General features: G+C 66.8%; 25 protein-coding genes. 18 read left to right on the plus strand and 7 right to left on the minus strand.

The window, feature by feature from the left end; genetic code table 11:
- Positions 1 to 7 precede the first annotated feature (7 nt).
- Both FBY33_RS14460 and FBY33_RS14465 read left to right on the plus strand, forming a co-directional pair.
- Complete coding sequence (locus FBY33_RS14460; RefSeq protein ID WP_142031157.1) at positions 8 to 2,008, plus strand: vWA domain-containing protein; 2,001 nt, start codon at positions 8 to 10, stop codon at positions 2,006 to 2,008.
- A gap of 43 nt (positions 2,009 to 2,051) precedes the next feature.
- Positions 2,052 to 2,660, plus strand: coding sequence for a dihydrofolate reductase family protein (locus FBY33_RS14465; RefSeq protein ID WP_142031158.1), 609 nt, complete (start codon positions 2,052 to 2,054; stop codon positions 2,658 to 2,660).
- A 45-nt stretch (positions 2,661 to 2,705) separates the two neighbouring features.
- On the opposite strand, the gene FBY33_RS14470 is transcribed toward FBY33_RS14465, so the two are convergent.
- Positions 2,706 to 4,028: a BNR-4 repeat-containing protein gene (locus FBY33_RS14470; protein WP_142031159.1), complete on the minus strand. Its 1,323-nt coding sequence runs from the start codon at positions 4,026 to 4,028 to the stop codon at positions 2,706 to 2,708.
- A gap of 226 nt (positions 4,029 to 4,254) precedes the next feature.
- Here FBY33_RS14470 and FBY33_RS14475 point away from each other — a divergent pair, with 226 nt between their 5' ends.
- Together FBY33_RS14475 and FBY33_RS14480 are read left to right on the plus strand one after the other, a co-directional pair.
- Positions 4,255 to 5,211, plus strand: a complete 957-nt coding sequence (locus FBY33_RS14475; protein WP_142031160.1) for a 5'-3' exonuclease — start codon at positions 4,255 to 4,257, stop codon at positions 5,209 to 5,211.
- A 187-nt stretch (positions 5,212 to 5,398) separates the two neighbouring features.
- Positions 5,399 to 5,914: a flavin reductase family protein gene (locus tag FBY33_RS14480; protein WP_142031161.1), complete on the plus strand. Its 516-nt coding sequence runs from the start codon at positions 5,399 to 5,401 to the stop codon at positions 5,912 to 5,914.
- Between the two features lie 74 nt (positions 5,915 to 5,988).
- Here the strand turns inward: FBY33_RS14480 and FBY33_RS14485 are convergent, their stop codons facing one another.
- On the minus strand, positions 5,989 to 6,402 hold the full coding sequence (locus FBY33_RS14485; protein WP_142031162.1) for a CBS domain-containing protein: 414 nt from the start codon (positions 6,400 to 6,402) through the stop codon (positions 5,989 to 5,991).
- Positions 6,403 to 6,667: 265 nt separating this feature from the next.
- On the opposite strand from FBY33_RS14485, the gene FBY33_RS14490 reads away from it, so the two are divergent.
- The 4 genes from FBY33_RS14490 (at position 6,668) to FBY33_RS20545 (ending at position 10,531) form a co-directional block, all read left to right on the plus strand.
- A complete protein-coding gene (locus FBY33_RS14490) occupies positions 6,668 to 6,970 on the plus strand; it encodes a hypothetical protein (RefSeq protein ID WP_142031163.1) in 303 nt (100 codons plus the stop codon).
- Between the two features lie 13 nt (positions 6,971 to 6,983).
- Positions 6,984 to 7,577, plus strand: a complete 594-nt coding sequence (locus tag FBY33_RS14495; protein WP_142032899.1) for a hypothetical protein — start codon at positions 6,984 to 6,986, stop codon at positions 7,575 to 7,577.
- A 42-nt stretch (positions 7,578 to 7,619) separates the two neighbouring features.
- A complete protein-coding gene (gene hrpB / locus FBY33_RS14500; protein WP_142031164.1) occupies positions 7,620 to 10,241 on the plus strand; it encodes an ATP-dependent helicase HrpB in 2,622 nt (873 codons plus the stop codon).
- A 143-nt stretch (positions 10,242 to 10,384) separates the two neighbouring features.
- Positions 10,385 to 10,531, plus strand: a complete 147-nt coding sequence (locus FBY33_RS20545) for a hypothetical protein (protein ID WP_200830528.1) — start codon at positions 10,385 to 10,387, stop codon at positions 10,529 to 10,531.
- Here the strand turns inward: FBY33_RS20545 and FBY33_RS14505 are convergent.
- Positions 10,528 to 11,214 (minus strand): alpha/beta hydrolase family protein, encoded by a 687-nt coding sequence (locus FBY33_RS14505; RefSeq protein ID WP_142031165.1) that lies wholly within the window; start codon positions 11,212 to 11,214, stop codon positions 10,528 to 10,530. The two genes, FBY33_RS20545 and FBY33_RS14505, sit on opposite strands and share 4 nt — an antisense overlap.
- A gap of 88 nt (positions 11,215 to 11,302) precedes the next feature.
- On the opposite strand from FBY33_RS14505, the gene ligD reads away from it, so the two are divergent.
- Entirely contained in the window at positions 11,303 to 12,325 is a 1,023-nt protein-coding gene (gene ligD, locus FBY33_RS14510; protein ID WP_200831391.1) for a non-homologous end-joining DNA ligase, read from the plus strand.
- Positions 12,326 to 12,479: 154 nt separating this feature from the next.
- Here the strand turns inward: ligD and FBY33_RS14515 are convergent, their stop codons facing one another.
- Positions 12,480 to 13,100 (minus strand): L-threonylcarbamoyladenylate synthase, encoded by a 621-nt coding sequence (locus tag FBY33_RS14515; protein ID WP_056333608.1) that lies wholly within the window; start codon positions 13,098 to 13,100, stop codon positions 12,480 to 12,482.
- Positions 13,101 to 13,276: 176 nt separating this feature from the next.
- On the opposite strand from FBY33_RS14515, the gene FBY33_RS14520 reads away from it, so the two are divergent.
- The 6 genes from FBY33_RS14520 (at position 13,277) to FBY33_RS14545 (ending at position 17,304) form a co-directional block, all read left to right on the plus strand.
- Complete coding sequence (locus FBY33_RS14520; protein WP_142031166.1) at positions 13,277 to 13,708, plus strand: VOC family protein; 432 nt, start codon at positions 13,277 to 13,279, stop codon at positions 13,706 to 13,708.
- A 127-nt stretch (positions 13,709 to 13,835) separates the two neighbouring features.
- Entirely contained in the window at positions 13,836 to 14,510 is a 675-nt protein-coding gene (locus FBY33_RS14525) for a hypothetical protein (protein WP_200831463.1), read from the plus strand.
- Between the two features lie 27 nt (positions 14,511 to 14,537).
- Positions 14,538 to 15,035 carry an HAD domain-containing protein gene (locus FBY33_RS14530; protein ID WP_142032903.1) on the plus strand — a complete coding sequence of 166 codons (498 nt, stop codon included), beginning with the start codon at positions 14,538 to 14,540 and terminating at the stop codon, positions 15,033 to 15,035.
- Positions 15,036 to 15,188: 153 nt separating this feature from the next.
- Positions 15,189 to 16,436, plus strand: a complete 1,248-nt coding sequence (locus FBY33_RS14535) for an inorganic phosphate transporter (protein WP_142031168.1) — start codon at positions 15,189 to 15,191, stop codon at positions 16,434 to 16,436.
- Entirely contained in the window at positions 16,433 to 16,654 is a 222-nt protein-coding gene (locus FBY33_RS14540; protein WP_142031169.1) for a hypothetical protein, read from the plus strand. Before FBY33_RS14535 ends, FBY33_RS14540 begins: the two co-directional genes overlap by 4 nt.
- An 89-nt stretch (positions 16,655 to 16,743) precedes the next feature.
- Positions 16,744 to 17,304 (plus strand): dihydrofolate reductase family protein, encoded by a 561-nt coding sequence (locus tag FBY33_RS14545; RefSeq protein WP_142031170.1) that lies wholly within the window; start codon positions 16,744 to 16,746, stop codon positions 17,302 to 17,304.
- Positions 17,305 to 17,314: 10 nt separating this feature from the next.
- On the opposite strand, the gene FBY33_RS14550 is transcribed toward FBY33_RS14545, so the two are convergent.
- The gene (locus FBY33_RS14550; protein WP_142031171.1) at positions 17,315 to 17,779 is read right to left on the minus strand and encodes a hotdog fold thioesterase; all 465 of its coding nucleotides are present in this window, start codon (positions 17,777 to 17,779) and stop codon (positions 17,315 to 17,317) included.
- Positions 17,780 to 17,996: 217 nt separating this feature from the next.
- On the opposite strand from FBY33_RS14550, the gene polA reads away from it, so the two are divergent.
- The 3 genes from polA to rpsA all read left to right on the plus strand — a co-directional run bounded on the left by polA (position 17,997) and on the right by rpsA (position 23,727).
- A complete protein-coding gene (polA, locus tag FBY33_RS14555; RefSeq protein ID WP_235010658.1) occupies positions 17,997 to 20,639 on the plus strand; it encodes a DNA polymerase I in 2,643 nt (880 codons plus the stop codon).
- A gap of 75 nt (positions 20,640 to 20,714) precedes the next feature.
- Positions 20,715 to 22,013 (plus strand): GNAT family N-acetyltransferase, encoded by a 1,299-nt coding sequence (locus FBY33_RS14560; RefSeq protein WP_200831392.1) that lies wholly within the window; start codon positions 20,715 to 20,717, stop codon positions 22,011 to 22,013.
- A gap of 238 nt (positions 22,014 to 22,251) precedes the next feature.
- Positions 22,252 to 23,727 (plus strand): 30S ribosomal protein S1, encoded by a 1,476-nt coding sequence (gene rpsA / locus FBY33_RS14565; protein ID WP_142031173.1) that lies wholly within the window; start codon positions 22,252 to 22,254, stop codon positions 23,725 to 23,727.
- A gap of 108 nt (positions 23,728 to 23,835) precedes the next feature.
- On the opposite strand, the gene FBY33_RS14570 is transcribed toward rpsA, so the two are convergent.
- A complete protein-coding gene (locus tag FBY33_RS14570) occupies positions 23,836 to 24,336 on the minus strand; it encodes a GNAT family N-acetyltransferase (RefSeq protein ID WP_142031174.1) in 501 nt (166 codons plus the stop codon).
- Positions 24,320 to 25,009 carry an IMPACT family protein gene (locus FBY33_RS14575; RefSeq protein WP_142031175.1) on the minus strand — a complete coding sequence of 230 codons (690 nt, stop codon included), beginning with the start codon at positions 25,007 to 25,009 and terminating at the stop codon, positions 24,320 to 24,322. Before FBY33_RS14575 ends, FBY33_RS14570 begins: the two co-directional genes overlap by 17 nt.
- Between the last annotated feature and the right edge of the window lie 40 nt (positions 25,010 to 25,049).

Genomic DNA, 25,049 nt, shown 5'->3' on the forward strand with positions numbered 1-25,049 from the left:
AGGCACCATGGCCATCCACAAGCGGTCCGCCAGGTACGGCCGGTACACCGGCGGCCCGGACCCGCTCGCCCCGCCGGTTGACCTGGCCGAGGCGCTCGACGCCGTCGCCGAAGACGTGATGGCAGGCTACTCGCCGCGCCATGCCCTCCAGGAGTTCCTGCGGCGCGGCGGGCAGAACCGCGACGGGCTGGACGACCTCGCCCGGCGCGTCCAGGAGCGGCGGCGCGACCTGCTCAGCCGCCACCGGCTGGACGGCACCCTGGATGAAGTGAAGAAACTCCTGGACACCGCCGTGCTGGAGGAACGCAAGCAGCTGGCCCGGGACGCCATGATGAATGACACCGACCGTGCCTTCCGGGAGATGCAGCTGCAGAACCTGCCGCCCTCCACGGCGGCCGCCGTCAATGAGCTTGCGTCCTACGACTGGCAGTCAAGCGCGGCCAGGGAAGCGTACGACCGGATCAAGGACCTGCTGGGCCGGGAGGTCCTTGAACAGCGGTTCGCCGGCATGAAGCAGGCGCTGGAGAGCGCCACCGACGAGGACCGCGAAGCAGTAAGTGCCGTGCTCCGGGACCTCAATGAGCTGCTGGGCAAACACCGGCGGGGCGAAGACACGGACGCCGATTTCCAGGAGTTCATGGCCAGGCACGGCCAATACTTTCCGGAGAATCCGCAATCCGTGGAGGAATTGGTGGATGCCCTGGCCCAGCGAGCGGCGGCGGCCCAACGGCTCCTGCAGTCCATGTCCCCTGAGCAGCGTGACGAGCTGATGCGGTTGTCTGCGCAGGCATTCGGCTCGCCGGAACTGATGGCGCAGCTCAGCGAGCTGGACGCCGCCCTGCAGGCTCTGCGTCCCGGCGAAGACTGGACGGGATCGGAACGCTTCGAGGGGCAGGAGGGCCTGGGGCTGGGTGACGGGACCGGTGTGCTGCAGGACATCGCAGAGCTCGACGAACTGTCCGAGCAACTGTCGCAGTCCTACAACGGCTCCCGGCTTGATGACCTGGACCTCGATGCCCTGGCACGCCAGCTCGGCGAGAATGCCGCCGTGAGCGCCCGCACCCTCGCCGAAATCGAGCGGGCCATGCAGGACGGCGGCTACCTGCGGCGCGGCACCGATGGCGACCTGCGGCTGTCTCCGCAGGCCATGCGGCGGCTGGGGAAATCGCTGCTCCGGGACACTGCAAGGCAGCTCTCCGGGCGGCAGGGAAACCGGGACACCAGGATGGCGGGGGCCGCCGGGGAACAGACAGGCTCCAGCCGACAGTGGGAGTTCGGTGACCGCGAGCCCTGGGACGTCACCCGCACCATGACCAACGCCATCCGGCGCATCATGGCCGACGGCGGTGACCCGGGCCGCGGACTGCGCCTCGCCGTCGGCGACATCGAAGTGGCGGAGACGGAGGCACGGACCCAGGCGGCGGTTGCCCTGCTGGTGGACGTCTCCTTCTCCATGGCTGCCGAAGGGCGGTGGGTTCCAATGAAGCGGACCGCGCTCGCACTGCACCACCTGGTCTCCACCCGCTTCCGCGGCGACAGACTGCAACTGATCACGTTCGGCCGTTACGCGCAGTCCATGGACATCGCCGAACTTACTGCCCTCCCGGCGCTCCGCGAGCAGGGCACCAACCTGCACCACGGCTTGCTGCTGGCGGGACGCTTCTTCCGAAGCCACCCATCCATGCAGCCCGTCCTGCTGGTAGTCACCGATGGCGAGCCCACCGCGCACCTGCTGCCGGACGGGGACTCCTGGTTCAACTGGCCGCCGGATGCGGAGACCATCCGTGCCACCGTTGCCGAACTGGACCGCCTGGGCCGCTCCGGTGTCCAGACCACATTCTTCCGCCTGGGCACCGACCCCGGCCTGGAGCGGTTCATCCAGCGGATGGCGCGGCGCGTGGACGGCCGGGTGGTGGCGCCGGAGGTGGGCGACCTGGGCGCAGCCGTGGTGGGGGAGTACCTGCGGGCCCATGTCCGCAGCGCCTACGCCGACGGCGACTGGTTCTGACCGGTCCCTTGCCGGGTTTCCGGGCCGGGAATAGCATGGCGCCATGAGCCAGCTGATGGTGGATCTGATCATCACCCTGGACGGCTTCGCGTCCGGTGATGGGTGGCCGGGCTGGTGGGGCCTGGAGGGTCCGGAATACCTGGCCTGGCTCCAGCAGGAGGCCGGAAAGGACTATACGTTCCTGCTGGGGGCGAACACCTACCGCCTCATGTCAGGGATGTCGGAGGATGCTGCAGCCGGAGGAACCGGATATTCGCAGGACGAAAGCTCAACCCTGACGGGCCTTGCCGCCGTTCCCAAGATGGTGTTCTCCTCCACCCTGAAAGCACCCCTCCGGTGGCCAAACTCCGAACTGGTGGCCGGGGACGCGGTCCAGGCCGTGAGGCGGATGAAACAGACCCATCCCGGGCCCTTGAGTACCCTCGGCAGCCTCAGCCTCTGCCGTTCCCTGATGGCAGCAAACCTCGTGGACCGGTTCCGCCTGGTGGTCTTCCCCCTGATCACCGGGCGCACGGGACGCGAACGGATCTACGACGGCTACCCTGACGTCGCCCTGGACCTGGTGGACAGCAGGATCTTCGACGGACGCCTCCAGCTGCTCGAGTACATCCCCCGCGTGATAGACCGTCCGCCGCTCAGCGGCCAGCCCTGACACCCCGTGGTGACTGCCCGGATCGGCAGTATTCCGGCCCGTGGGTCAGCGCAGCACCACCACTTCCGTTTCATACGCCTGGGACGAGCGCATGGTGCCCCGGAACCAGCAGACGGCGTGGACGGAAGGATTCCCCGGCGCAACGATGGGGCGGAGGTTGTCCACGTGGGAGTTCCCGGTTATTGCCTCCCACTCCCACGACCCGCCTTCGTCAACGGTCCTTCCGCGGTAAATCTCGTAGTGTGCCGTGGAGCGGCCGGTCCGGGGATCCACCGGAGTGGAAATGTACACCCGGTCCAAATCGTAGGGGTCCACCGCCCCGAGCCCGGTGTAGTCCTGCTCGTGGGGCAGCAGGCCGGGGCCCGCGACGGCTAAACGGTGCAGCCGCCAGCGCGTTCCGTCGAAGCGCGCGTACAGCAGGCGGTGATCATCGACGTCGAGCATCTGCTCACGTTCAAGGGCGCCGTTGGCGTCGTTCGCCCGGCAACTGATGATGGCGGCGAGGTGCCCGTCCCGGCCCCGCAGGTCAACCGTCCAGCCGTGGGTGAGGACGTCCCCGTCCAGTTCGGTACCGGCCTCGAAGACGGTGGTCAGGGAGGCCTGGTCGACGCCGGGTGAGCCGATCAGCGGCTTTCCCACCACCCGCCCTTGGGTGTCGTGCAGCGCATCGTCCCTGATGTAGCCGTGATAAATCCTGTTGTTGAAGTCACGCGGGTGGTGGTCGGTGGTGATGAGGTCAATGCGGTCCGTGCCGTTGCCGTAGTAGCGGGTGTAGCCGTTCACATAGCCCACTTTGGGCCGGGTGAAGAGCTTGCCGCCGAAAGTCCAGCTGCTGCCGTCGTCCCCGGACACCATCAGGGTGGGGTCGTCGTTGATGGCGCGGACAAAGTTGTACACCCGCGACTCCGCGTCCAGCCGGTGCAGGTTGGAGTAGGTGGCGCCGCGTCCTGCGGCCAGTTCCGTCCAGTCGAAGCGCTGCTCGGGGCCCCATTCGGAGGCATCGTGGGGACGGACGGAGATCCGCCAGCGGGAGTAGTTGTCTGTTTTGTGCCTGGCGTACATGGCAAGGTACCGGCCGTCCGGCCTGACCAGCAGCGCCGGGGCGTCATGGTCGTCAGGCTCCAGCCTCTGGTGCAGGACGTGGACCGTGCTGGTCCCGGAAGCCAGGTCCAGGACGGCGACTTCGATGTTGCCGCCCCGGCGCTCGCCGTCCGGGCCCTCCGGAGCGGCTACCGAACCCACCAGCAGGGTGTTGTTGACGGGGTCCACCAGGGCCCGCTCGTCCTGGAACCAGCACCACGCGCCGTTGTCGTTGATGGTTTCCGGCGCGCCATGCCCGAATTCCCTGCCTTCGATACTGGATGTCATCCCGTCATCGTTACGTATTGGATTCGGAGGGTCAACGACAACACGGCCGTCGATCGTGGTCGGTCAGCAACCCGATCAAGGGGCTGTGCCAGGGGCAGTCTGCATGACCTTGGAAGAGCCCGGCCGTGGCCTGCTGGGCATGAAATTCACCATGCGGTCCTTCCAGCTGCCACGGCGCCGGGTCCGGCTGCTGCCCCGCCGGCCATTTCCATGTCAGGATCAAGGTATGCCCCAGCGCCTCATGCTGCTCGACACTGCCTCCCTGTACTTCCGTGCCTTCTATGGCCTGCCGGACACCATCCGGCGCCCCGACGGAACGCCGGTGAATGCCGTTCGCGGCCTGCTGGACATGATCGCCCGGCTCAGCACCGACTACCACGCCACCCACTTGGTGGCCTGCTGGGACGATGACTGGCGGCCGCAATGGCGGGTGGACCTGCTCCCCACCTACAAGGCCCACCGGGTGGCCGAAGCAGTTCCGGGCGGGGCCGACGTCGAAGTGGTGCCCGAGGGCCTCCAGGCGCAGCTGCCCATGATCCGCCGCGTACTGGAGTTGGCCGGCATCGCCATTGTGGGCGCGGCACACCACGAGGCCGACGACGTAGTGGGCACCTACGCCAGCCATGCCGGCTTCCCGGTGGACGTGGTCACGGGCGACCGCGACCTGTTCCAGGTATGCGACGACGAACGGGCGGTCCGGGTGATCTACACCGCCCGCGGCATGAAGAACCTCGAAGTCATCACGGAAGAAACCGTGGTAACCAAATACAAGGTCCTGCCCCAGCAGTACGCGGACTATGCCACCCTCCGGGGGGACGCCTCAGACGGCTTGCCCGGCGTGGCCGGGATCGGCGAGAAGACGGCCGCGTCCCTGCTGCTGAAATACGGGACTCTCGAACGCCTGCTGGCGGCCGCGGAGGAGCCGGGCGCGGGCGTGTCCGCGCCTGTCCGGGCCAAACTCTCAGCCGCCGCTGCCTACCTGGAAGCAGCCCCCGCCGTCGTCCGGCTGGTGCGTAACCTGGAGCTGCCCACCCTTGAGGAGGCGGGCGCCCGCCTGCAGCCCGTCACAGGTGACCGGCGCGCAGAGCTGGAGCAACTGGCTGCCGACTGGAACCTGGGCGGCTCGGTCCGCCGCCTGCTCGCCGCCCTGGACCTGCAGCAGCAGCCTGCGGCGTCGTCCTGATCACCAGGCACCTCATTCTGTTGCGATAAAGGACGGTGTTCCGGCGCCGGCAGCGAGGCGCCGATGACGCCGAAAGTACGGACATGACAATTCGTTGCGCCCCGGGTCGGCGCGTTTCAGGCGGCTTGAATGAGCTGAATCGCTGATGGTTTGGTGAGGTAACGATCCAGATGAGAGGCCATTTTCCATGTCAGTCAGTTCAGATCTTGCCCCGCGCCGGCTTCGGGATATTTTTGGAACATTTGCCAGCGGCCTGACCGTCATCACCGGGACCACCCCGGGCGGGCCCGCCGGCTTCACCTGCCAGTCCTTCGCGTCCCTGTCGCTGGAGCCGGCGCTGGTCACGTTCAGCCCGGCCCGGACGTCAACCACCTGGCCCGCGCTGCGAAGGGCAGGCTCGTTCACCGTGAACATCCTCCCTGCGGAACACCAGCATCTGGCGGGGCAGTTCGCCCGCTCGGGGACGGATAAATTCGCCGGCGTCAGCCATGCATCCTCGCCGCTGGGAAACCCCGTGCTGGATGACGCCCTCGCCTGGATCGACTGCGAGCTCCATGAAGAGTACGACGGCGGCGACCACACCATCGTGGTGGCAGCGGTACGGCACCTCGATGCCCGGAATGACGCCGAGCCGCTGGTGTTCTTCAAAGGCCGGTACGCCGGTCTCACCCCGCTGGAACGCCTGCTCGAAGCGGCGGGCTGAGCCGGGACAGGAGAAGCCGGTCATTTCCCATGCAGCGGGCATGACCGGCTTCAGAATGTATCCAGGCGGAGGACTCAGTAGGAGATGAATGCCACGAGTTCGCCCACCCGGTCCTCGGGGTAGTTCCGGGCAATGTCGGCCTGGCTGATCACGCCAACCAGCTTGTGCCCGTCAATCACGGGAAGCCTGCGCACCTGGTGGTCCTGCATGGTGCGGATCGCTTCCTCAATTGAGTCGTCGGCTCCAATGGTGACCGGCTTGCCTTCAGCCAGGTCGCCCGCCTTGGCACTGCGCGGGTCGCCGCCTTCGGCCAGGCACTTCACCACGATGTCACGGTCCGTCAGCATCCCCTTGAGCCGGTCGTCCTCGCCGCAAATGGGGAGGGAACCAACGTCAAGTTCCTTCATTTTGCGGGCAGCTGCTTCCAGGCTCTCGTTTTCACCGACGCACTCCACGCCGCCAGTCATGATTTCGCGCGCCTTTGCCATGTTCGTCTCCTTCATTCCTGCTGGTGTGCCGTATCTGCGGCCGGATCGGATGGCCCTTCTGGTGTCATTCGTGAGGCGGATGGCTCCGGAGAGCTGCCGATGAAAAAATGCTAAGACTACTTATTATCAGTGTCCAGACTCTTCGAAAGGCGCAGTGCGCTGCACTTGCTGAATTCGTCGAACGCTTGCCATGGGCCCATCAAGTAGTAAGCTTGCTGAGCATTACTAGTAAGCTTGCTGATTAAATGGGATTGGAGCAGGAGCTATGGGCGCAATTTTCGGGACGGCCCTGTCACTGATGTTGACCGTTGGGGGAGCGGCGGTGGCCGCCGACCGGGGCGCCGGAGCCGCACAGCACTATCTCGCCGGACACGTGCTCCTCGGAGTGGGCATCGGCCTGCTGATCGCCACCGTCCTGCGCACCGGCCTCCGGCTTCTCCTGGCACGGCCCGCCTCGCCAGCGCGGACCGCTCCCGTGGCGCCCCCGGAAGCTGGGTACGCCCCCGTGACTGTCCTCCCTGTCCGGACCGCCTCCGCTGCCCCGCTTCGGGGCCGGCATGCCGCTTAAGGTGCGGCCACGCATGGAGCCGGTGCGGCCTGCTATGGCCGGACCGGCGCAGTCCGTACCGCAGGGCCGTCGCGGAGCCCGCGCGCTGATCGTCCTATGCTGCGCCGTTGTTGCGGCCGCCCTGGTTGCCGGCGCGGCCGGCATCCGTTCGGGCGATGCCGACGAAAACGTCCTGCGGGGTTTCCAAATCCGGGTGCTGAGCATCAGCCAGGCCGCAGCCGAGAACAGGATGGACGGGGCGCTGGCCGCCCTGCATGCCCTGGAGAAAGACCTGGGGGATGCGGCAGCCAATGGACGGCTCTCCGCGTCGCGGTACCGCAGCATCGAGAACGCGCTGTCGGCCGTCCGGACTGATCTCGCCACACAGGTAGCGGCAGCCTCCGCGGCGGCACCCCCTGACACAGTGGCGGACGCCGTCGCGCCCGCCCCTGCCCTCGCCGGCACCGGGCAGGACCAGCCCGCTCCCGTCGAACCGGCCGTCCCCGCCGTCGCGCCGGCGCCGGCTGCCCCCGCGCCCGAAGAGACCGCGCCGGAAGCTCCCGCCCAGGAGCGGTCGGAGGCCGCGAAGGAAGCCAAAGGCAAGGGCAAAGGTCCGGGCAAGCCCTGACCACAGCAATGAACAGCCTCTTGGTCAGGGCAGAATGGACGGATGGTTTCTCCCGACGTCCGCCCCGGAGCCGGCGCCTTCGACCTTGGCGCCATCGGTGCCGGACTTGCCTTCGAAGGATCCCTTTCCATACTGCGGAATGCGCTGGAAAGCGCTGGTGCACCCGGCGCCGCCGTGGTGCAGGCACCGCCGGGGACGGGCAAAACCACGCTCGTGCCGCCGCTGCTGGCAAACCTTTACGGCCGGCGGGGCCGGGTGGTGGTCACCCAGCCGCGGCGGGTTGCGGCCCGGGCCGCCGCGCGGCGTCTCTCCGCACTCGATGGCAGCCGGCCGGCCGGGCGCGTGGGCTATACGGTTCGGGGGGAACGACAGGCCGGCCCGGACACCCTGATCGAATTTGTCACCCCGGGTATCCTGTTGCGCCGCCTGCTGGCTGACCCCGGGCTGGAAGGCACTGCCGCCGTCGTCCTGGATGAGGTGCACGAGCGCGGCCTGGAAACGGACCTCCTGCTCGGCATGATCGCGGAGGTCCGTGCGCTGCGGGGGGACCTCGCCGTCGTCGCCATGTCCGCAACCCTGGACGCACCCCGGTTCGCCGCCCTGCTGGGCGATGCCGACGGCGGCGGGCCGGCACCCGTCGTCGACTGCCCTTCCGTGAACCATCCACTGGAAGTGCAGTGGCTCCCCGCGCCCGCCCCGCGGCTGGATGCGAGGGGTGTGGCGCGCGCCTTCCTGGACCACGTCGCCGCGAGCGCCGCGGATGCCCATGTCCATGCTGTTGCCGCTGACAGGTCCGTGGACGCACTCGTGTTCCTGCCGGGTGCCAGGGAGGTTTCGCAGGTTGCAGCCTCCCTGCGCAGCAGGCTGGGCAGCCGGGTGGACGTGCTGGAGCTTCACGGCCAGGTGGGCCCGGCGGAGCAGGACAGGGCAGTGTCGGGGCGCGGTCCCGGGGATCTCCCGCGGATCATCGTCTCCACGGATCTTGCCGAGTCGTCCCTCACTGTGCCCGGTGTCCGGTTGGTCATTGACTCCGGTTTGGCCCGGGAACCGCGGCGGGACGCGGGCCGGGGCATGAGCGGCCTGGTTACCGTCTCCTGTTCAAGGGCCTCCGCGGACCAACGGGCAGGGCGCGCAGCACGGCAGGGCCCGGGGACAGTGGTCCGCTGCTACTCCCAGCAGGCCTACGGTGCGGCTTCCGCCCACGTGACGCCGGAAATCAACGTGGCGGACCTGACCGGCGCTGCCCTGGTCCTTGCCTGTTGGGGCGCGCCCGGTGGAAAGGGGATCGTTTTACCGGACCCGCCGCCCCGGCAGGCCATGGACGACGCCGTCGAGGTGCTCCGGGAGCTGGGCGCCGTCTCCGATGAAGGCTTGGTGACGGCAGCCGGCCTGGCCCTCGCCCGCGTCCCCGCCGATCCACGGCTTGCGCGGGCTTTGCTCGACGGCGGCAGCTCCACCGGCCACCAGTTTGCTGCCGACGTGGTGGCCGCACTCTCCGGGGACCACCGCGCGCCCGGAGCGGACCTGCCCCGCCTGCTGGCCCAGCTCCGTACCGACACAGGCCCGGCCGGAAGGCGGTGGGCGGAGGAGTCCAGACGGCTGGCCGCACTGGCACGGCGGCAACAGGACGGCGCGGCGGTGGTTCCCGCCATTCCCGCCGCTGGAGGCGAAGCTGTTGGGGCCGTCGTCGCGCTCGCCTTTCCTGACCGCGTGGCCCGCCGGGTGCCCGGCAGCGACGGCGCTGGCCAATACCTGCTGACCTCCGGCACCAGGGCAGGCCTGCCGGCCGGCAGCACCCTGTCAGGCCACGAGTGGATCGCCGTTGCCGACGTGACCCGCGCCGAAGGCAGGGACGCGGCCGGCACCGGCGCCGTCATCCGTGCCGCTGCCCCCCTTTCCCTCGGCGTTGCAGAGACAGCGGCGTCACATTTGCTGGCCGACACCGTGGAAGCGGAATTCACCGGGGGCCGCCTCAGCGCACGCAGGACCAGGCGGCTGGGATCGATCGTGCTCTCCACAACACCGGTGCGCGCCACCGCTGAACAGGGCAGGAGGGCGGTGGCGGCCGCGCTGCAGTCCGGCGGGCTTGCAGCCCTGTCATGGTCGACGGCGGCGGCGTCCTTCCGGCGCCGCCTCGCGTTCCTGCACCGGGAGTTGGGAGCGCCTTGGCCTGATGTGTCGGACGGGTCACTGCTGGACCGGATCGAAGAGTGGCTGGGACCCGAACTGGGGGACCTTGCCGCCGGGAAACCGGTCACCTCGGTTGACCTGTCGCACCCTTTGCACCGGCTGCTGCCCTGGCCCGAGGCTGCGCGGCTGGACGAGCTTGCGCCGGAGAACCTTGAGGTCCCCAGCGGGTCCCGGGTCAGGATCGACTATCCGGAACCAGGAGACGACCCCGCAGCGCCCGTGGTGGCGGTGAAACTGCAGGAGTGCTTCGGGCTGGCTGAGTCCCCAAGACTGGTGGGCGGCCGTGTTCCGGTCCTGCTCCACCTGCTGTCCCCGGCGCGCCGGCCCCTCGCCGTGACAGATGACCTGACCTCGTTCTGGTCCGGCCCGTACCTGCAGGTGCGCGCGGAGATGCGGGGCCGCTATCCCAAGCATCCGTGGCCGGAGGACCCTTGGTCGGCCCCCGCCACCGCACACACCAAGCAGCGCAGGTAGGCGTCCTTCCCGCGCCTGGAACCGAGCGTGAAAAGTCCGATACACGGCCGAAACCTCCTGTCGACGTGCTGAAACATCGCTGGCCTAGGCTCAGTCCAACGCGGACGACGCAGTCCGCAACCACCTACGGAAGGACGCACGCCATGTTTCTCTTGAACAGCCTCAACCTCCTGCTGGACGGCCGCCGCAGCGACGCCGGTGCTTTCCGCAACAGCGACACGGGCTCATTTCCCGAAGGCAAGCTCACCTCGGCCGCCTGGGAAGGCTGGTGGCACGAGGACGCTGCCTAGCCGCCTGATCCCTGCGCTGCGATGAAGGCTGCTACGGCGGCTGCCAGGGACGCACCCACCTCATCGGTGGCCCGCTTCTTCCCCGCCACCGCGAACGAGTGGTCCCCGCCCTCCACCCACTGCAGCACGGCGTTGGACCCGATCCGGGCCACGACGTCCGCCAGGATGCCGGGCGTTGCAAAATTGTCGCGGGTTCCCTGCAGGAACAGCATCGGTGTGGTCATCCCGTACAGGTGCTCATCACGCAGTTTCTCCGGCTTTCCGGGGGCATGCAGGGGGTAGCCCAGATACACCAGGCCGGAGGCCTCCATCCCCTCGGCGACAGCCATGGAGGCCATCCTGCCGCCGAACGACTTGCCCGCCGCCCAGACCGGGCCGCTGTCACCGTTGGCATCCGCCCGGGCGCGGGCAGTATCCATGGCGGCCCGCCAGGCGGCGATGGCGGCAGGCGGGCGGTCAGGGAACTTCCGCCCTGCCTCACGGTACGGGAAGTTGAAGCGGAGGGTGGCCAGGCCCAGGCCGTTCAGGGCGTCGGTGAATCCACGGAGGAACGGGTGGTCCATCCCTGCACCCGCACCGTGTGCCACCACCACAGTGGCGGTGGGATCTGCGGGGCGGAGATAGGCTGCAGAAAACGTGGTGTCACTAACCGTAACGGTGAGCTGTTGATCGGCTGCGGGCATGGATCCATCATGCCGGAGTGCTGCCCGATCCGCCCGAGCCATGCATGATGTTCCGGTTCCTGCCCATGGCGGGGTGTACGTTGTCCCCATGGCGAGTGAACAGACCACCATCACCGTGCAGGGTCCCAACGGGCCGCGCGAGATGCGCATCTCCAGTCCCAGCCGCGTCCTCTGGCCGGATCTGGGCCTTACCAAGCTGGACCTGGTCAACTACATCTGCGACGTGGGGGAGGCGTTCATCGCCGCCAACGGCGACCGGCCCGTGGCGCTGCAGCGGTTCTCCGGCACCATCGACGGCGAGCAATTCTTCTCCAAGAATCCACCCAAGGGCACACCGGATTTCATCCGCTCCGTCAAAGTGGTGTACCCCAGCGCACGGTCCCACCCGCAACTTGTCTTCGACGAGCCCGCGGCAGCCGTTTGGGCCGCGCAGATGAACACGGTGGTGTTCCACCCCTGGCCGTCCCGGGCGGAAAACACTGACAACCCGGACCAGTTGCGCATCGATCTTGACCCGCAGCCGGGAACCGACTTCGACGACGCCGTCCCCGCCGCGCTGGTGCTCAAGGACGTCCTGGCCGAGGCGGGCCTGACCTGCTTCATCAAGACCTCCGGAAACCGCGGACTGCATGTCTACGCACCCATCGAAGCAACCCACGAGTTCCTGGACGTGCGGCATGCCGTCATTGCGGCGGCCCGGGAAGTGGAGCGCCGCATCCCGGACAAGGTGACCACGGCCTGGTGGAAGGAAGAACGCGGCCGGCGGGTGTTCCTGGACTTCAACCAGGCCAACCGCGACCGCACCATCGCCGGCGCCTACAGCCCCCGCGCCCTGCCCCACGCTCCCGTATCCTGCCCCGTCACCTGGGCGGAGCTGGAGAACGCGGATCCCAAGAACTTCACCATCCTGACGGTTCCCGACCGGTTGAAGACGGTGGGGGATCCCTGGGCGGATTTCAGCGCCCACCCGGGCACCATCGACACCCTGCTGGAGTGGTGGGACCGGGACTGCAAAGCCGGCCTGGGGGAGATGCCCTTCCCGCCGGACTACCCCAAGATGCCGGGCGAGCCGCCCCGGGTCCAGCCCAGCCGCGCCCGCAAGCAGGACTGACCCCAACAACGCTGAGCCAGCCAGGACCCACCATTGCGCTCCCAAGAAGGGGCACTTTGGCGCGGACACGCCCGGCGTCGTCGGAAATTACGACGGCGGCGCCGCCAAAGTGCCCCGGGACCGCAGGTGCGGCCCGGGTTTGCTCGAAGCAGGGTTACTCGAACCGGGATGGATCGCCCATGCCGCGCCGGACAACCTCGGCCACCCCGCTGGAGAAATCGACCACGGTGGTGGGCTCGGCGCCGCAGTCCCCGGCGTCGATCACGGCGTCCACCTGGTGGTCCAGCCGCTCCTTGATCTCCCAGCCAACGGTCAGCGGCTCTTCCTCATCCGGCAGCAGCAGCGTGCTGGACAGCAGCGGCTCGCCCAGTTCGGCCAGCAGCGCCTGGACAACGCGGTTGTCCGGGATCCGCACCCCGACAGTCTTCTTTTTGGGGTGGAGCAGGCGCTTGGGGACCTCCCTGGTGGCGGGCAGGATGAAGGTGTAGCTGCCCGGGGTGACGGCCTTGATGCTGCGGAAGACATCATTGCCGATGTTCACGAACTGGCCCAGCTGCGCGAAATCCCGGCAGACCAGGGTGAAGTGGTGCTTGTCGTCCAGGTGCCGGATGCTCCTGATTCTGTCCAGGGCCTCCCGGTTGCCCATCTGCGCCCCCAGCGCGTAGCAGGAATCCGTTGGGTAGGCGATCAGGCCGCCGTCCCGGATGATGTTCACCGCCTGCGAGATGGCGCGCGGCTGGGGGTCCTGGGGATGAACGTCAAAGAATCTGGCCATGTCCCCGAGCCTACGTTCCCGCGCGACCCGCCGCACCATATGCCGCGGGCGGGCGTCTTGAAATACGGGGTGAACAGGGGAGGCTTCCCCTACCGGGTTGCCGCAGGATGGGGCAGGATGTTGTCTGCCCACGTTCCGGCCGGCGCAGTTCCGGCCCCTGTGAAGGAGAGCTCCCGATGCCAACAATCCTCAACCCCTACATCAGTTTCAGGGACAATGCCCGTGAGGCGATGAACTTCTACCAGTCGGTGTTCGGCGGCGAGCTGACACTCAGTACTTTTGGTGACTTCCAGGCCAGCGAGGATCCGGCGGAAGCGGAAAAGATCATGCACGGCATGCTGACCACCACCCAGGGCCTGGTGATCATGGGCGCTGACACCCCCAACACTATGGAGTACCGCCCGGGTTCCGCCATTTCCATCTCCGTCAGCGGCGACGACGAGGTGGAGCTGCGCGGCTACTACCAGAAGTTGAGCGCTGATGGGGGAGCGGTGACTGTTCCCATGGAACAGTCGCCGTGGGGTGATGTCTTTGGCATGTGCACCGACCGGTACGGAGTCGCCTGGCTGGTCAACGTCAACGCAGCCCAGCCCGCGCCGGCACAGTAACCGGCACAGTAAGCGGAGGGGGCTTTGACGGCGAGTCCGGTGAGTGCCTCCCGGCCGCCCGCCTGGATCTGTGCTTTGCCTTGAGGCCGGGCCTCCGGGCTGGGAGGATTAATGCGTGAGGTTCCTCATGGAGTTCCTGTCCGACAAATGGTGGATGGTGTTTCCACTGATGGCGCTGGCCGGCCGCTGGGCGGGCGGCTGGCGGCGCGGCGCCGGGCGCCGGTACCGGCGCAGGGCTGAACTGTACAACCTCCGGAACCAGGCACGTGAAGCCGAAAGGGCGTCCGTGGCCGAGGTGCAGTTGCTGATGGACACCCACGACGCCACGAACCGGCGATGGCTTGAATATGAGCTCGACGTGGGCAAGCTCATCGATTTTCCCATGATGACGGACGTGCGGGAACCGCTCACGGTGGCCTTCCTGCGCGCCAAGCGGGAAGCCGACGGCCAGCGGCCCCCTTCCGCCGAACACCTCACATCACTGTCCGGCCTTGACGCCTACCGGCAGGCAGTGAACAACTTCGCGGTGGCCCTGGACGTGGCCGAACGTGAAGCCAGGCGGGTCAGGGACAGCAAGTTCAGCGGACCCGAACGTGAACGGCTGGCCACGGCACGGAAACTGCTGATGATCGCGGAGAACCACGCGGCCACCCCGGCCGAACGGCAGGCAGCGTACAAACGGGCACGCCGCGAACTGGACGGGCTCATCGTCCTGCCGGACGTCACCCTTGCGGCCCTTGAGGAAAAAATTGCCCCGCAACTGGATGCCGGCTCCAGGCCGCCCCAGTTCCACCAGGGCTGAAGTCCTTTTAGGTGCAGCGTGGGGCGAATGCTTTACCTGGATGTCGACGGCGTCGTTTGTCCATTCGGCCCGGATGGAACCACCGGCTGGGGGTCCGCCTGGCAGCACGCCGACGCCGGACTGCTGCCCGTCACATTCGCCGCCGAACTCGTGGCCGGGCTCAACGCCCTTGCCCTGACGCCCGGGCTGCGTTGTGTCTGGCTTACCAGCTGGGAGGAGCTGGCGCCCCAATACCTTTGCCCCGCCGTCGGACTTAACGGCAGCAGCTGGCCTTATCTTGCCGGGGACGGGGCAGCGGGCGGGACCGGCTGGTGGAAGCTTCGGGCCATCCAGGAGGACGTCGAGAAGACCGGACCCGACGCCGTCGCATGGGTGGACGACCAGCTGGGCTTCGAGGCTGAGGCGCAGTCATGGGCACGCTTCCTGGGCAGGCGCATCGTCACGGTGTCACCGCATCCGCGGCAGGGAATCACACCCGCGGAACTGGACCTGCTCCGCTCTTTCCTGTCCCGGTCCGTGTTTTGACCTCATGCCCGGGACGCGTACGATCGATAAGGTTTCCCGCCGGTTGTGCCAGTACCGCAAGTCATTCCTAAGCAAACAGCTGGTGAACTATGCTGTGCAAGGCAGCCTGGTAAGAGAAACTGCTGAACGTCGACTCTGCAGATTGGGCAACAGGTGGATATCACCTTCATGGTGGCGCTGGTCATCGCACTGGCACTATTTTTCGACTTCACGAACGGCTTCCACGACACCGCGAACGCCATGGCAACGCCCATCGCAACGGGTGCCATCAAACCGAAAACCGCGGTTGCCCTGGCAGCCGTCCTGAACCTGGTGGGCGCCTTCCTTTCCACCGAGGTGGCCAAGACGGTATCCGGCGGCATCATCCGTGAGGGGTCCGGCGGTGTCCAGATCACCCCGGACATCATCTTCGCCGGCCTGATGGGAGCCGTCCTGTGGAACATGGTCACGTGGCTGAAGGGGTTGCCATCCAGCTCGTCCCATGCGCTGTTCGGCGGATTGATCGGGGCCGCAATCGTCGGTGCGGGATTCAGCTCCGTCAATCTTGAGACGCTGCTGCAGAAGGTCATTCTGCCGGCCGTTTTCGCGCCGTTGATTGCAGGACTTGCCGCATACGTGTGCACACGCCTTGCCTACGCCCTCACCTCACGCCACGATCCCGAGACGGGAACCAAGCTCACCCAGAAGCGCGGTGGTTTCCGCACCGGCCAGATCTTCACGTCCAGCCTGGTGGCGCTGGCGCACGGAACCAATGACGCCCAGAAGACCATGGGTATCATCACGCTGGTCCTGATCGCCGCCGGAACCCAGACGCCCGGATCCGGTCCGCAGCTCTGGGTGATCACCGCCTGCGCCCTGGCCATCGCCATCGGTACTTATGCCGGCGGCTGGCGGATCATCCGCACCATGGGTTCCGGCCTGACCGAGGTCAAGCCGGCCCAGGGTTTCGCGGCCGAGTCCAGCACAGCCTCAGCCATCCTCGCCTCGTCCCACCTGGGCTTCGCCCTGTCCACCACGCAGGTGGCGTCGGGTTCCGTCATCGGTTCCGGGATGGGACGCCGCGGAACCACCGTCCGCTGGAACATGGTGGGCAAGATCGCCCTGGGCTGGCTCTTTACCCTTCCTGCCGCCGGGATCGTCGGTGCTCTAACCGCCCTGCTGGTCAAGACCGGCGTCGTGGGCGTACTCATTGCCGCCATCGCCGGCACCGGCGCAGTGCTCTTCATGTTCTTCTACTCACGCAAGTCCTCCGTGAGCCACCAGAATGCCGTCGAGGTGGAGGAAGCCGGCCAGGCCGTCCGGTTCGCCAAGAAAAAGGCCATGGCCCGCGCCCGGGCCGAAGCCAAGGCAAAAGCCAAGGCCGACGCCAAAGCCAACAACCCCAAGGAGAATCGGCGATGAAGTGGTTGGAACTCCTGGCCGTTGCCGGCTCTACCCTGGTAGCTTCCGCAACAGTGGTAACCCTCTACTCGCTCGGCGTCCGGCTGACGGCCATCGCCGCTGACGCGGAACAGACCTCTCCGGGCCTGAAGCGCTCCTTCGCCTACGTCTGCTTCGGCCTCTGCGGCCTGGCTGTCATGGTGGGGCTGTACCTGATCATTCCGTACTTCTCGAAGTAGCAAATCCGGGCCGCTTGCCGGGCAGGTGCAGGGTTGTTGACTGGGATTGGCCCCTTGGCTGGGCCGGGGCGCTTGTCTAGGCTGGGGCCATGCCGCGCATCCAATACTTTGTGGCCGCGTCCCTGGATGGGTTCATCGCCACCTCCACCGACGACCTCGGCTGGCTCCTGCAGTTCGACGGCTTCGAGGGCGGTGCAGAGAGTTACAACGGGTTCATGGCCGGTGTCGGATGCATCGTCATGGGCGGGGAAACCTACGCCTGGCTGATGGAACATGAGCCAGGCAAGTGGCCCTACACCGGGACGCCCAGCTACGTCTTCACGCACCACGAATACCGTGCCCCGGACGGGGCCGACATCACGTTCGTCCGCGGTGACATCCAGGAATTCGTCATGGACTTCCGCAGTGCTGCCGGGGACAGGAACATCTGGGTGGTGGGCGGCGGCAACCTGGCCGCCCAGTTCGCGGACGCCGGGCTGCTGGATGAGATCATCCTCTCCGTCATCCCGGTGGTGCTGGGCAGCGGGAAGCGGCTGCTGCCGATGAAGGGTCCGACGCCGCCCCTTGAGCTGGCAGCCTCCAGCACCCTGGGCAGGGGAATCGTCGAGCTGCGCTACCTGATGCCCGGAAGGACAGGCCCGCAGCCCTGACGCCGCTGCCTCAGCCGGCGTTGTCCCTGAGCATGTTGGTGATCCGTGCCGTTGACAGGCGCCGTCCCTGGCCGTCGGTCATGACAATTTCATGGGTGGCCAGCGTGCGCCCCAGATGGATCGCCGTGCAGGTACCCGTGACCAGGCCCTTCGCGATGGACCGGTGGTGGGTCGCGTTGACCTCAATGCCTACGGCGTGCCGGCCCGGGCCCGCATGCATTCCCGCCGCGAACGAGCCCAGCGTTTCTGCCAGCACCACATGCGCCCCGCCATGCAGGATCCCTGCCACCTGCGTGTTCCCCTCCACGGGCATGGTGGCAACGGTGCGTTCCGGGCTCATCTCCAGGAAATGGATGCCCATCTTGACCACCAGGGCGCCGACGCCAAACCTCCCCAGCCAGCCGTGCATGTGGTCGGGAATTCCGGCGGCTGCGAGCTCTTCAGCGAAAGCACCCGGCGTGAAATTGTCTGTCATGGCAACTAGGCTGGCACCTGTGAGTGAAACAACCAAACCGGCCCCTTTCCCGACTTCGGCCATCGAAGAGGAGGCTGCCCTGCAGCTTTCGTCCTCCACGCTCCGGCCTGCCGCAAAGGCTGCCGCCCCCGCTGCCGGCGGTTCTGTTTCAGCCACGGAAGCACCCGTCATTCCCATCACCGGCCAGCCGCGGCTGCTGGTCCTTGACGGCCACTCCATGGCCTTCCGCGCCTTCTTCGCCCTGCCCGCGGACAAGTTCTCCACCTCCAACGGCCAGCACACCAACGCCATCCACGGCTTCACCTCCATGCTGATCAACCTCATCAAGGAGCAGCAGCCCACCCACATCGCGGTGGCTTTCGACGTTTCGGACGAATCCACCCACCGGAAGACCCAGTACAGCGAGTACAAGGGCGGCCGGAACGAAACCCCCCGCGAAATGAGCGGCCAGATTGACCTCATCGGGCAGGTCATGGAGGCCTGGGGCATCAAGACCATCAAAATGCCCGGCTACGAGGCTGATGACATCCTGGCCACCCTGGCCACCATGGGTGACAAAGCCGGGTTCGAAGTGCTGCTCGTCTCCGGCGACCGGGATGCCTTCCAGCTCATCACGGACAACGTCTTTGTGCTTTACCCCCGGAAGGGCGTCAGCGACATCCCCCGGATGGACGCCGCCGCCATTGAAGCAAAGTACTTCGTCAGCCCGTCCCGCTATTCGGACCTCGCCGCCCTGGTGGGGGAGACCGCGGACAACCTCCCCGGCGTGCCGGGCGTCGGGCCCAAGACTGCTGCGAAATGGATCAACCAGTACGGCGGCCTGGAAGGCGTCCTGGAACACCTTGACTCCATCGGCGGCAAGGTAGGGGACGCCCTGCGGGAGAACGTCGACGCCGTCAAGCGCAACCGCCGGCTGAACCAGCTCCACACCGATCTTGATCTTCCCGTCACCCTGGACGACCTCTACCAGCCCCGCCCGGACCAGGCGGCCATCGAAGACCTCTTCGACCAGCTCGAGTTCAAAGCCATCCGCGGGCGGCTGTTTGCCCTTTACGGCGAGGCTGACGCGCCCGCCGCCGAGCGCGAAAGCATCGAAACCCCGGATTACACCACCCCGGCCGGCGCCGACGAGTTGGCCGCCTTCCTGGCAGCCGGTGCCGGTCAGCGGGCCGCCCTCGCCGTGGACCTCGTGCCCGGCCGGATCGGTGAGGACGCCGCCGCGCTGGCCATTGTGCGCGGCGACGCCGCAGTGTACGTCGACCTCGCCGGCCAGGACGCAGAGACCGAGAATGCGCTGGCCGCCTGGCTGCGCGACCCCGAAGCACCCAAAGTGATGCACGGCTTCAAAGCTGCGCTTAAGGCACTTACGGCCCGTGGCCTGGAGCTGGAGGGCGTAGTGGATGACACCTCCATCTCCGGCTACCTCATCCAGCCGGACCGCCGCACTTACGAACTCGCAGAACTCGCCCAGCACCACCTCAATGTGGGAATCCCGGCAGCCACCGCCAAAGCCGGGCAGCTGGAACTGTCGTTCGACGGCGACGACAACGCGGCCGCCGACGCCCTGGTCCAGGCAGGCGCAGTGGTGCTGGCCCTGAGCCGCTACTTCGAGGACGAGCTCAAGGAACGCCGGGCGGAGGAACTGCTGTCCACCCTCGAATTGCCGGTCAGCCGCGTCCTTGCGGACATGGAGCTCGCCGGCATCGCGATCGACATGGACAAAATGGACGAGCAACTTGCCGACCTGGCGCGGGTCATCGACCAGGCGCAGGAACAGGCGTTCGCGGCCATCGGCCACGAGGTCAACCTGGGCTCGCCCAAGCAGCTGCAGACCGTCCTGTTCGATGAACTGCAGCTCCCCAAGACCAAGAAGATCAAGTCCGGCTACACCACGGATGCTGCGTCCCTGAAGAACCTTTTGGAAAAGACCGGGCACGAGTTCCTGGTGCAGCTCATGGCGCACCGGGAGGCCGCCAAGCTGCGGCAGATGCTCGAGTCGCTCAAGAAGTCCGTGGCGGAAGACGGCCGGATCCACACCACCTATGCACAGAACGTGGCAGCCACGGGCCGGATCTCGTCCAACAACCCCAACCTGCAGAACATCCCCATCCGCAGCGAGGAGGGCCGGCGCGTCCGCGGCATCTTCGTGGTCAGCGATGGCTACGAATGCCTCTTGTCCGCCGACTACTCCCAGATCGAGATGCGCATCATGGCGCACCTCTCCGGGGACGCCGGCCTGATCCAGGCGTACAAGGACGGCGAGGACCTGCACCGCTTCGTCGGCTCCAATATCTTCCACGTCCCCACGGACCAGGTCACCAGCGCCATGCGCTCAAAGGTAAAGGCCATGTCCTACGGCCTTGCCTACGGATTGACCTCATTCGGCCTGTCCAAGCAGCTGGAGATCTCCGTTGACGAGGCCCGCAGCCTCATGAAGGACTACTTCGACCGCTTCGGCGCCGTCCGCGACTACCTCCGGGGCGTGGTGGACCAGGCCAGGGTGGACGGCTATACCGCAACCATCGAGGGACGCCGCCGCTACCTTCCGGACCTCACCAGCACCGACCGCCAGCTGCGCGAGAACGCAGAGCGCATTGCCCTCAACAGCCCCATCCAGGGCTCCGCAGCGGACATCATCAAGCGCGCCATGCTGGGTGTCCACGCCGAACTGCAGGCCCAGGGCCTGAAATCCCGGATGCTGCTCCAGGTCCACGACGAACTGGTCCTGGAAGTTGCCGCCGGGGAGCGGGCCGCGGTGGAGAAACTCGTCACCGAACAGATGGCCGCAGCTGCCGACCTGAGCGTGCCCCTGGAAGTCCAGATCGGCGTCGGACCCAGCTGGTACGACGCCGGGCACTAGGCTCGGCGGCGCACTCTCCCAAGAGGGGATGTTTGTGCTGGTCAGTGGCGGGATCCATTGACTAGGCTCGGGTAAATGGGTGATCTGAGCGGAAACTATGAAATCCGGCGCTTCGAACCGGCCGCCAAAGACGATCCTGCGTACGCACAAACGGTTGCCTGGATGCGGGCCGTAGCGTTCGGTTTCCACGACGCGCGCCGCACGGACGAACGGGTGGACAGGGGCATCGGAATGCAGCGTGCCGACCGGCGCGTGCTGAGCGGGGCCTACCAAACCGGGCCGGTCGCCGGGTATGCCCTGGGTGCCGACGTTCCGGTCGCGACCTTCGCTGCCTTCGATAAGACACTGAACATCGGCTTTGGGCGGATGCTTGATACCCGGCTTGTCACCGCCGTGACGGTGCGCACCTCACACCGCCGCCGGGGACTGCTGCGCCGCATGATGGTCGAGGAACTCGCGCTGGCGCGCCGGGAAGGCCTGGCGATGGCGGCGCTGACTGCCTCCGAGGCCTCGATCTATCGCCGGTTCGGATACGGGGTGGCGACGCGGGAACAGTCCATCAAGGTCGACACCACCCGGCGCTTCGTGCTGAACCACGCAGCCACGGGGTGTACCGAGGTGGCCGACCCCAAGGTTCTCCTTGAGCTGGCCCCCAAGGTCTTTGAAAAGCTGCACCGCCAAACCCCCGGTTCGGTCGGCCGGCACGAGTTCTACCGCCAGCTCGCCTCCGGATCCATCAGCCGTGCCGAGGACGACGATCCAAAGGTGAAGGTTGCGCTGCACTACGGCACCGACGGCGAGGTGGACGGCTACGTCTCCTACAAGTTCGCCGGCTGGGACACCGCCCCGTACACCATGGAGGTTGTCGACTTGGTGGCCGCCTCCCGGGAGGCCTATCTCGAACTGTGGCAGTACCTTGGCGCCATCGACCTTGTTGAGCGTGTCACGTGGGAAGAAGCGCCGGTGGATGACCCGCTGCCGTGGGCACTTGAGGACCCCCGCTGCGTGGAAGCCTCCGAACCCCGCGACATGCTGTGGCTTCGGATCCTGGATGTCCCGCAGGCCTTGTCGGCGCGGCACTACCCGGCCGACGGCCGGCTGGTCCTCGACGTGGCGGACCCGCTGGGCCTCACGGCAGGAACTTTCGCCTTGGATGTCAAAGGCGGCCAGGCCGCCGTCGAACCTGTGGCCGCGGGGGAGAAGGCCGACCTGGCTCTGGACGTCTCGGCGCTGTCCTCGATCTACCTCGGCGGAATCAGCCCCGTAACGCTCAAGGCGGCAGGCAAGGTCGGCGAGGCAACTCCCGGCGCAGCGTTCAAGGCGCAGCAGATGTTCACGGTGGAACGGGCAACACACTGCCTGACCCACTTCTGATCTCCCCACGCGTCCCTGACACCCGCTTTGACCCGAATTGCGGGCAGCGACTAGAATAAACGGGCGTGTACCACGTGCACGCACTTGCGGTCCCTTGAGGGCTGCATTGAAAGCAATCCACAAAATCAGGATGACCCGGAGGATCCGTCGGATCCACCGCGAATCGCGCCTGCGTTCCATAACGCGGGCGTGCCGGTTTGCCTGACCGACTAACTATCCACAACGGAGCCCCTACTACATGACCATCACCTCCACCGAGAAGCCCGGTACCCCCGTAGTCGCGATTAACGACATCGGTACCGCTGAGGACTTCCTCGCAGCTGTCGACGCCACCATCAAGTACTTCAACGACGGAGACCTCGTCGAAGGTACCGTCGTCAAGGTCGACCGCGACGAAGTCCTGCTCGACATCGGTTACAAGACCGAAGGTGTCATCCCCTCCCGCGAGCTTTCCATCAAGCACGACGTTGACCCCGGGGACGTTGTCTCCGTTGGCGATCAGGTCGAAGCCCTGGTGCTCACCAAGGAAGACAAAGAAGGCCGTCTGATCCTCTCCAAGAAGCGCGCGCAGTACGAGCGTGCCTGGGGCGACATCGAGAAGGTCAAGGAAGAAGACGGTGTCGTCACCGGTACCGTCATCGAGGTTGTCAAGGGTGGTCTTATCCTCGACATCGGCCTGCGCGGCTTCCTGCCCGCATCCCTCGTCGAGATGCGCCGTGTGCGCGACCTGGCTCCGTACATCGGTCAGCAGATCGAAGCCAAGATCATCGAGCTGGACAAGAACCGCAACAACGTGGTCCTGTCCCGCCGTGCATGGCTCGAGCAGACCCAGTCCGAGGTCCGCTCCACCTTCCTCAACAAGCTGGAAAAGGGCCAGGTCCGTCCCGGCGTTGTTTCCTCCATCGTCAACTTCGGTGCATTCGTGGACCTGGGCGGCGTAGACGGCCTGGTTCACGTTTCCGAGCTGTCCTGGAAGCACATCGACCACCCCTCCGAGGTTGTCGAAGTTGGCCAGGAAGTCACCGTCGAGGTTCTCGAGGTCGACCTGGACCGCGAGCGTGTTTCCCTGTCGCTCAAGGCTACGCAGGAAGATCCGTGGCAGACCTTCGCCCGCACCCACGCCCTCGGCCAGGTTGTTCCGGGTAAGGTCACCAAGCTGGTTCCGTTCGGCGCATTCGTTCGCGTTGAAGACGGCATCGAAGGCCTGGTCCACATCTCCGAGCTGGCAGTCCGCCACGTGGAGCTGGCCGAGCAGGTTGTCTCCGTTGGCGACGAACTGTTCGTCAAGGTCATCGACATCGACCTGGAACGCCGCCGCATCTCGCTGTCCCTCAAGCAGGCCAACGAGGGCGTCGACGCAGACAGCACCGAATTCGATCCGGCTCTGTACGGCATGGCCGCAGAGTACGACGAAGAGGGCAACTACAAGTACCCCGAGGGCTTCGATCCCGAGTCCAACGAGTGGCTTGAAGGCTACGAGAACCAGCGCGCGGCCTGGGAGCAGCAGTACGCTGACGCCCAGACCCGCTGGGAAGCCCACAAGAAGCAGGTTGCCCAGCACGCTGCCGACGACGCTGCTGCTGCAACGTCCGGTGACAGCGATTCCGGCACCACCAGCTACTCCTCGGAGCCTGCTGCCACCGACACCGGTGCCGGCACCCTGGCTTCGGACGAGGCACTTGCTGCCCTGCGCGAGAAGCTGACCGGCAACTAATTGCCGCCGGCCCGGATTCCGGGCCAACGCAACAGACCCCCTGCCAACGGCAGGGGGTCTGTTGCGTTTAATGCGGTGCGCCGGCTTCCTGTTGCAGCCAGCCTGTCCTTAGAGTTCGACGACGGCGCGAACTGTCCCGTCGCCGTCGAACATAAGGTGGGCGCCGGCTGAGGCAAGAAGGCGCCGGGCACCGGCATTGCCCGCCAAAGTGCGGGCGGTCACCCGGGACAGGCCAGCCCTGCGGGCCTCTTCGAGCACCAGATGCAAGGCTGCACCTCCGATCCCCTGCGACCGGAAACTCCGGCCAAGCCAGATGCCCGTCTCGGCCGACGGGGTGCCCGCACTGGTGTCGCGCTTGAGGCGCACCGAGCCGGCAATCCGGTCGCCGCTGAAGACGGCCCAGGATTTCTCCGCGGCGGGTCCATCCAGCCCGCCGGCGGCGGCGTGATGGTAGCTGTAGAACCAGGCGGTGCGCTCCAGGTTCCAGCTGGGACCGCCCAGCGGGGGCGCCACCTCATCCGGGGAGGCGTCGCGTTTGGCCAGCCGAAGCAGCTGGTCCGCTACAGTTTCGTCAACGTCCACCAGGGTCACATCAGGTGAGGGGTTCATCGATCCATTCCGTTCCATCGGCAGTGAGGCCGGCGGAGCCCGCCGTCAGCTGCAGGATGCGGTCGCTTGCGGCGGCAATCGCGTCAGCATGGTCCGGCACGGCAATGCGCAGCACCGTGTGCCGGTCCTGGTAACTGGTCTCGGCCATGACGGTGCCGGCGTCGCGCAGTTCGTTCTCCAGCCGGCCCGCGGCCGCGTGTGGTACGGCGGCGGAACAGATCCGGAGCCTGCTGCGGCGCACCAGGGGTGCCAGGTCCAGGGCTGCGGAGACCGACTCGGAATAGGCCCGGACCAGGCCTCCGGCGCCGAGCAGGACACCGCCGAAATAACGCACGACGACGGCACTGACGTCACTGAGGTCGCTCACCCCGGGCGTCGTTTCACGCTTCAGCAGGGCCTCGAGCATGGGGATGCCGGCGGTCCCGGCGGGTTCCCCGTCATCGCTGGAACGCTGGATGCTGCGGTCCGGCCCGATGACGAACGCCGAGCAGTGATGGCGGGCATCGTGGAACCCGCGGCGGAGGACCGCCACCAGGTCACGGGCCTCCTCCTCGGTCCCGGCCCTGCGCAGGACGGTGATGAACCGGGAGCGCTTAATTTCGAGTTCGTGCCGGAAGTCCCCGCCGGACGCCAGCGTGGTGTACGAGGTGGCCCGGCTGTCTTGCTCTTGCATCCGCCCCAGTCTAGGCCCACCCGCACACTGTCCCTCCTTC

It is taken from the genome of Arthrobacter sp. SLBN-112, from assembly GCF_006715225.1.
Taxonomy (GTDB): Bacteria; Actinomycetota; Actinomycetes; order Actinomycetales; family Micrococcaceae; genus Arthrobacter.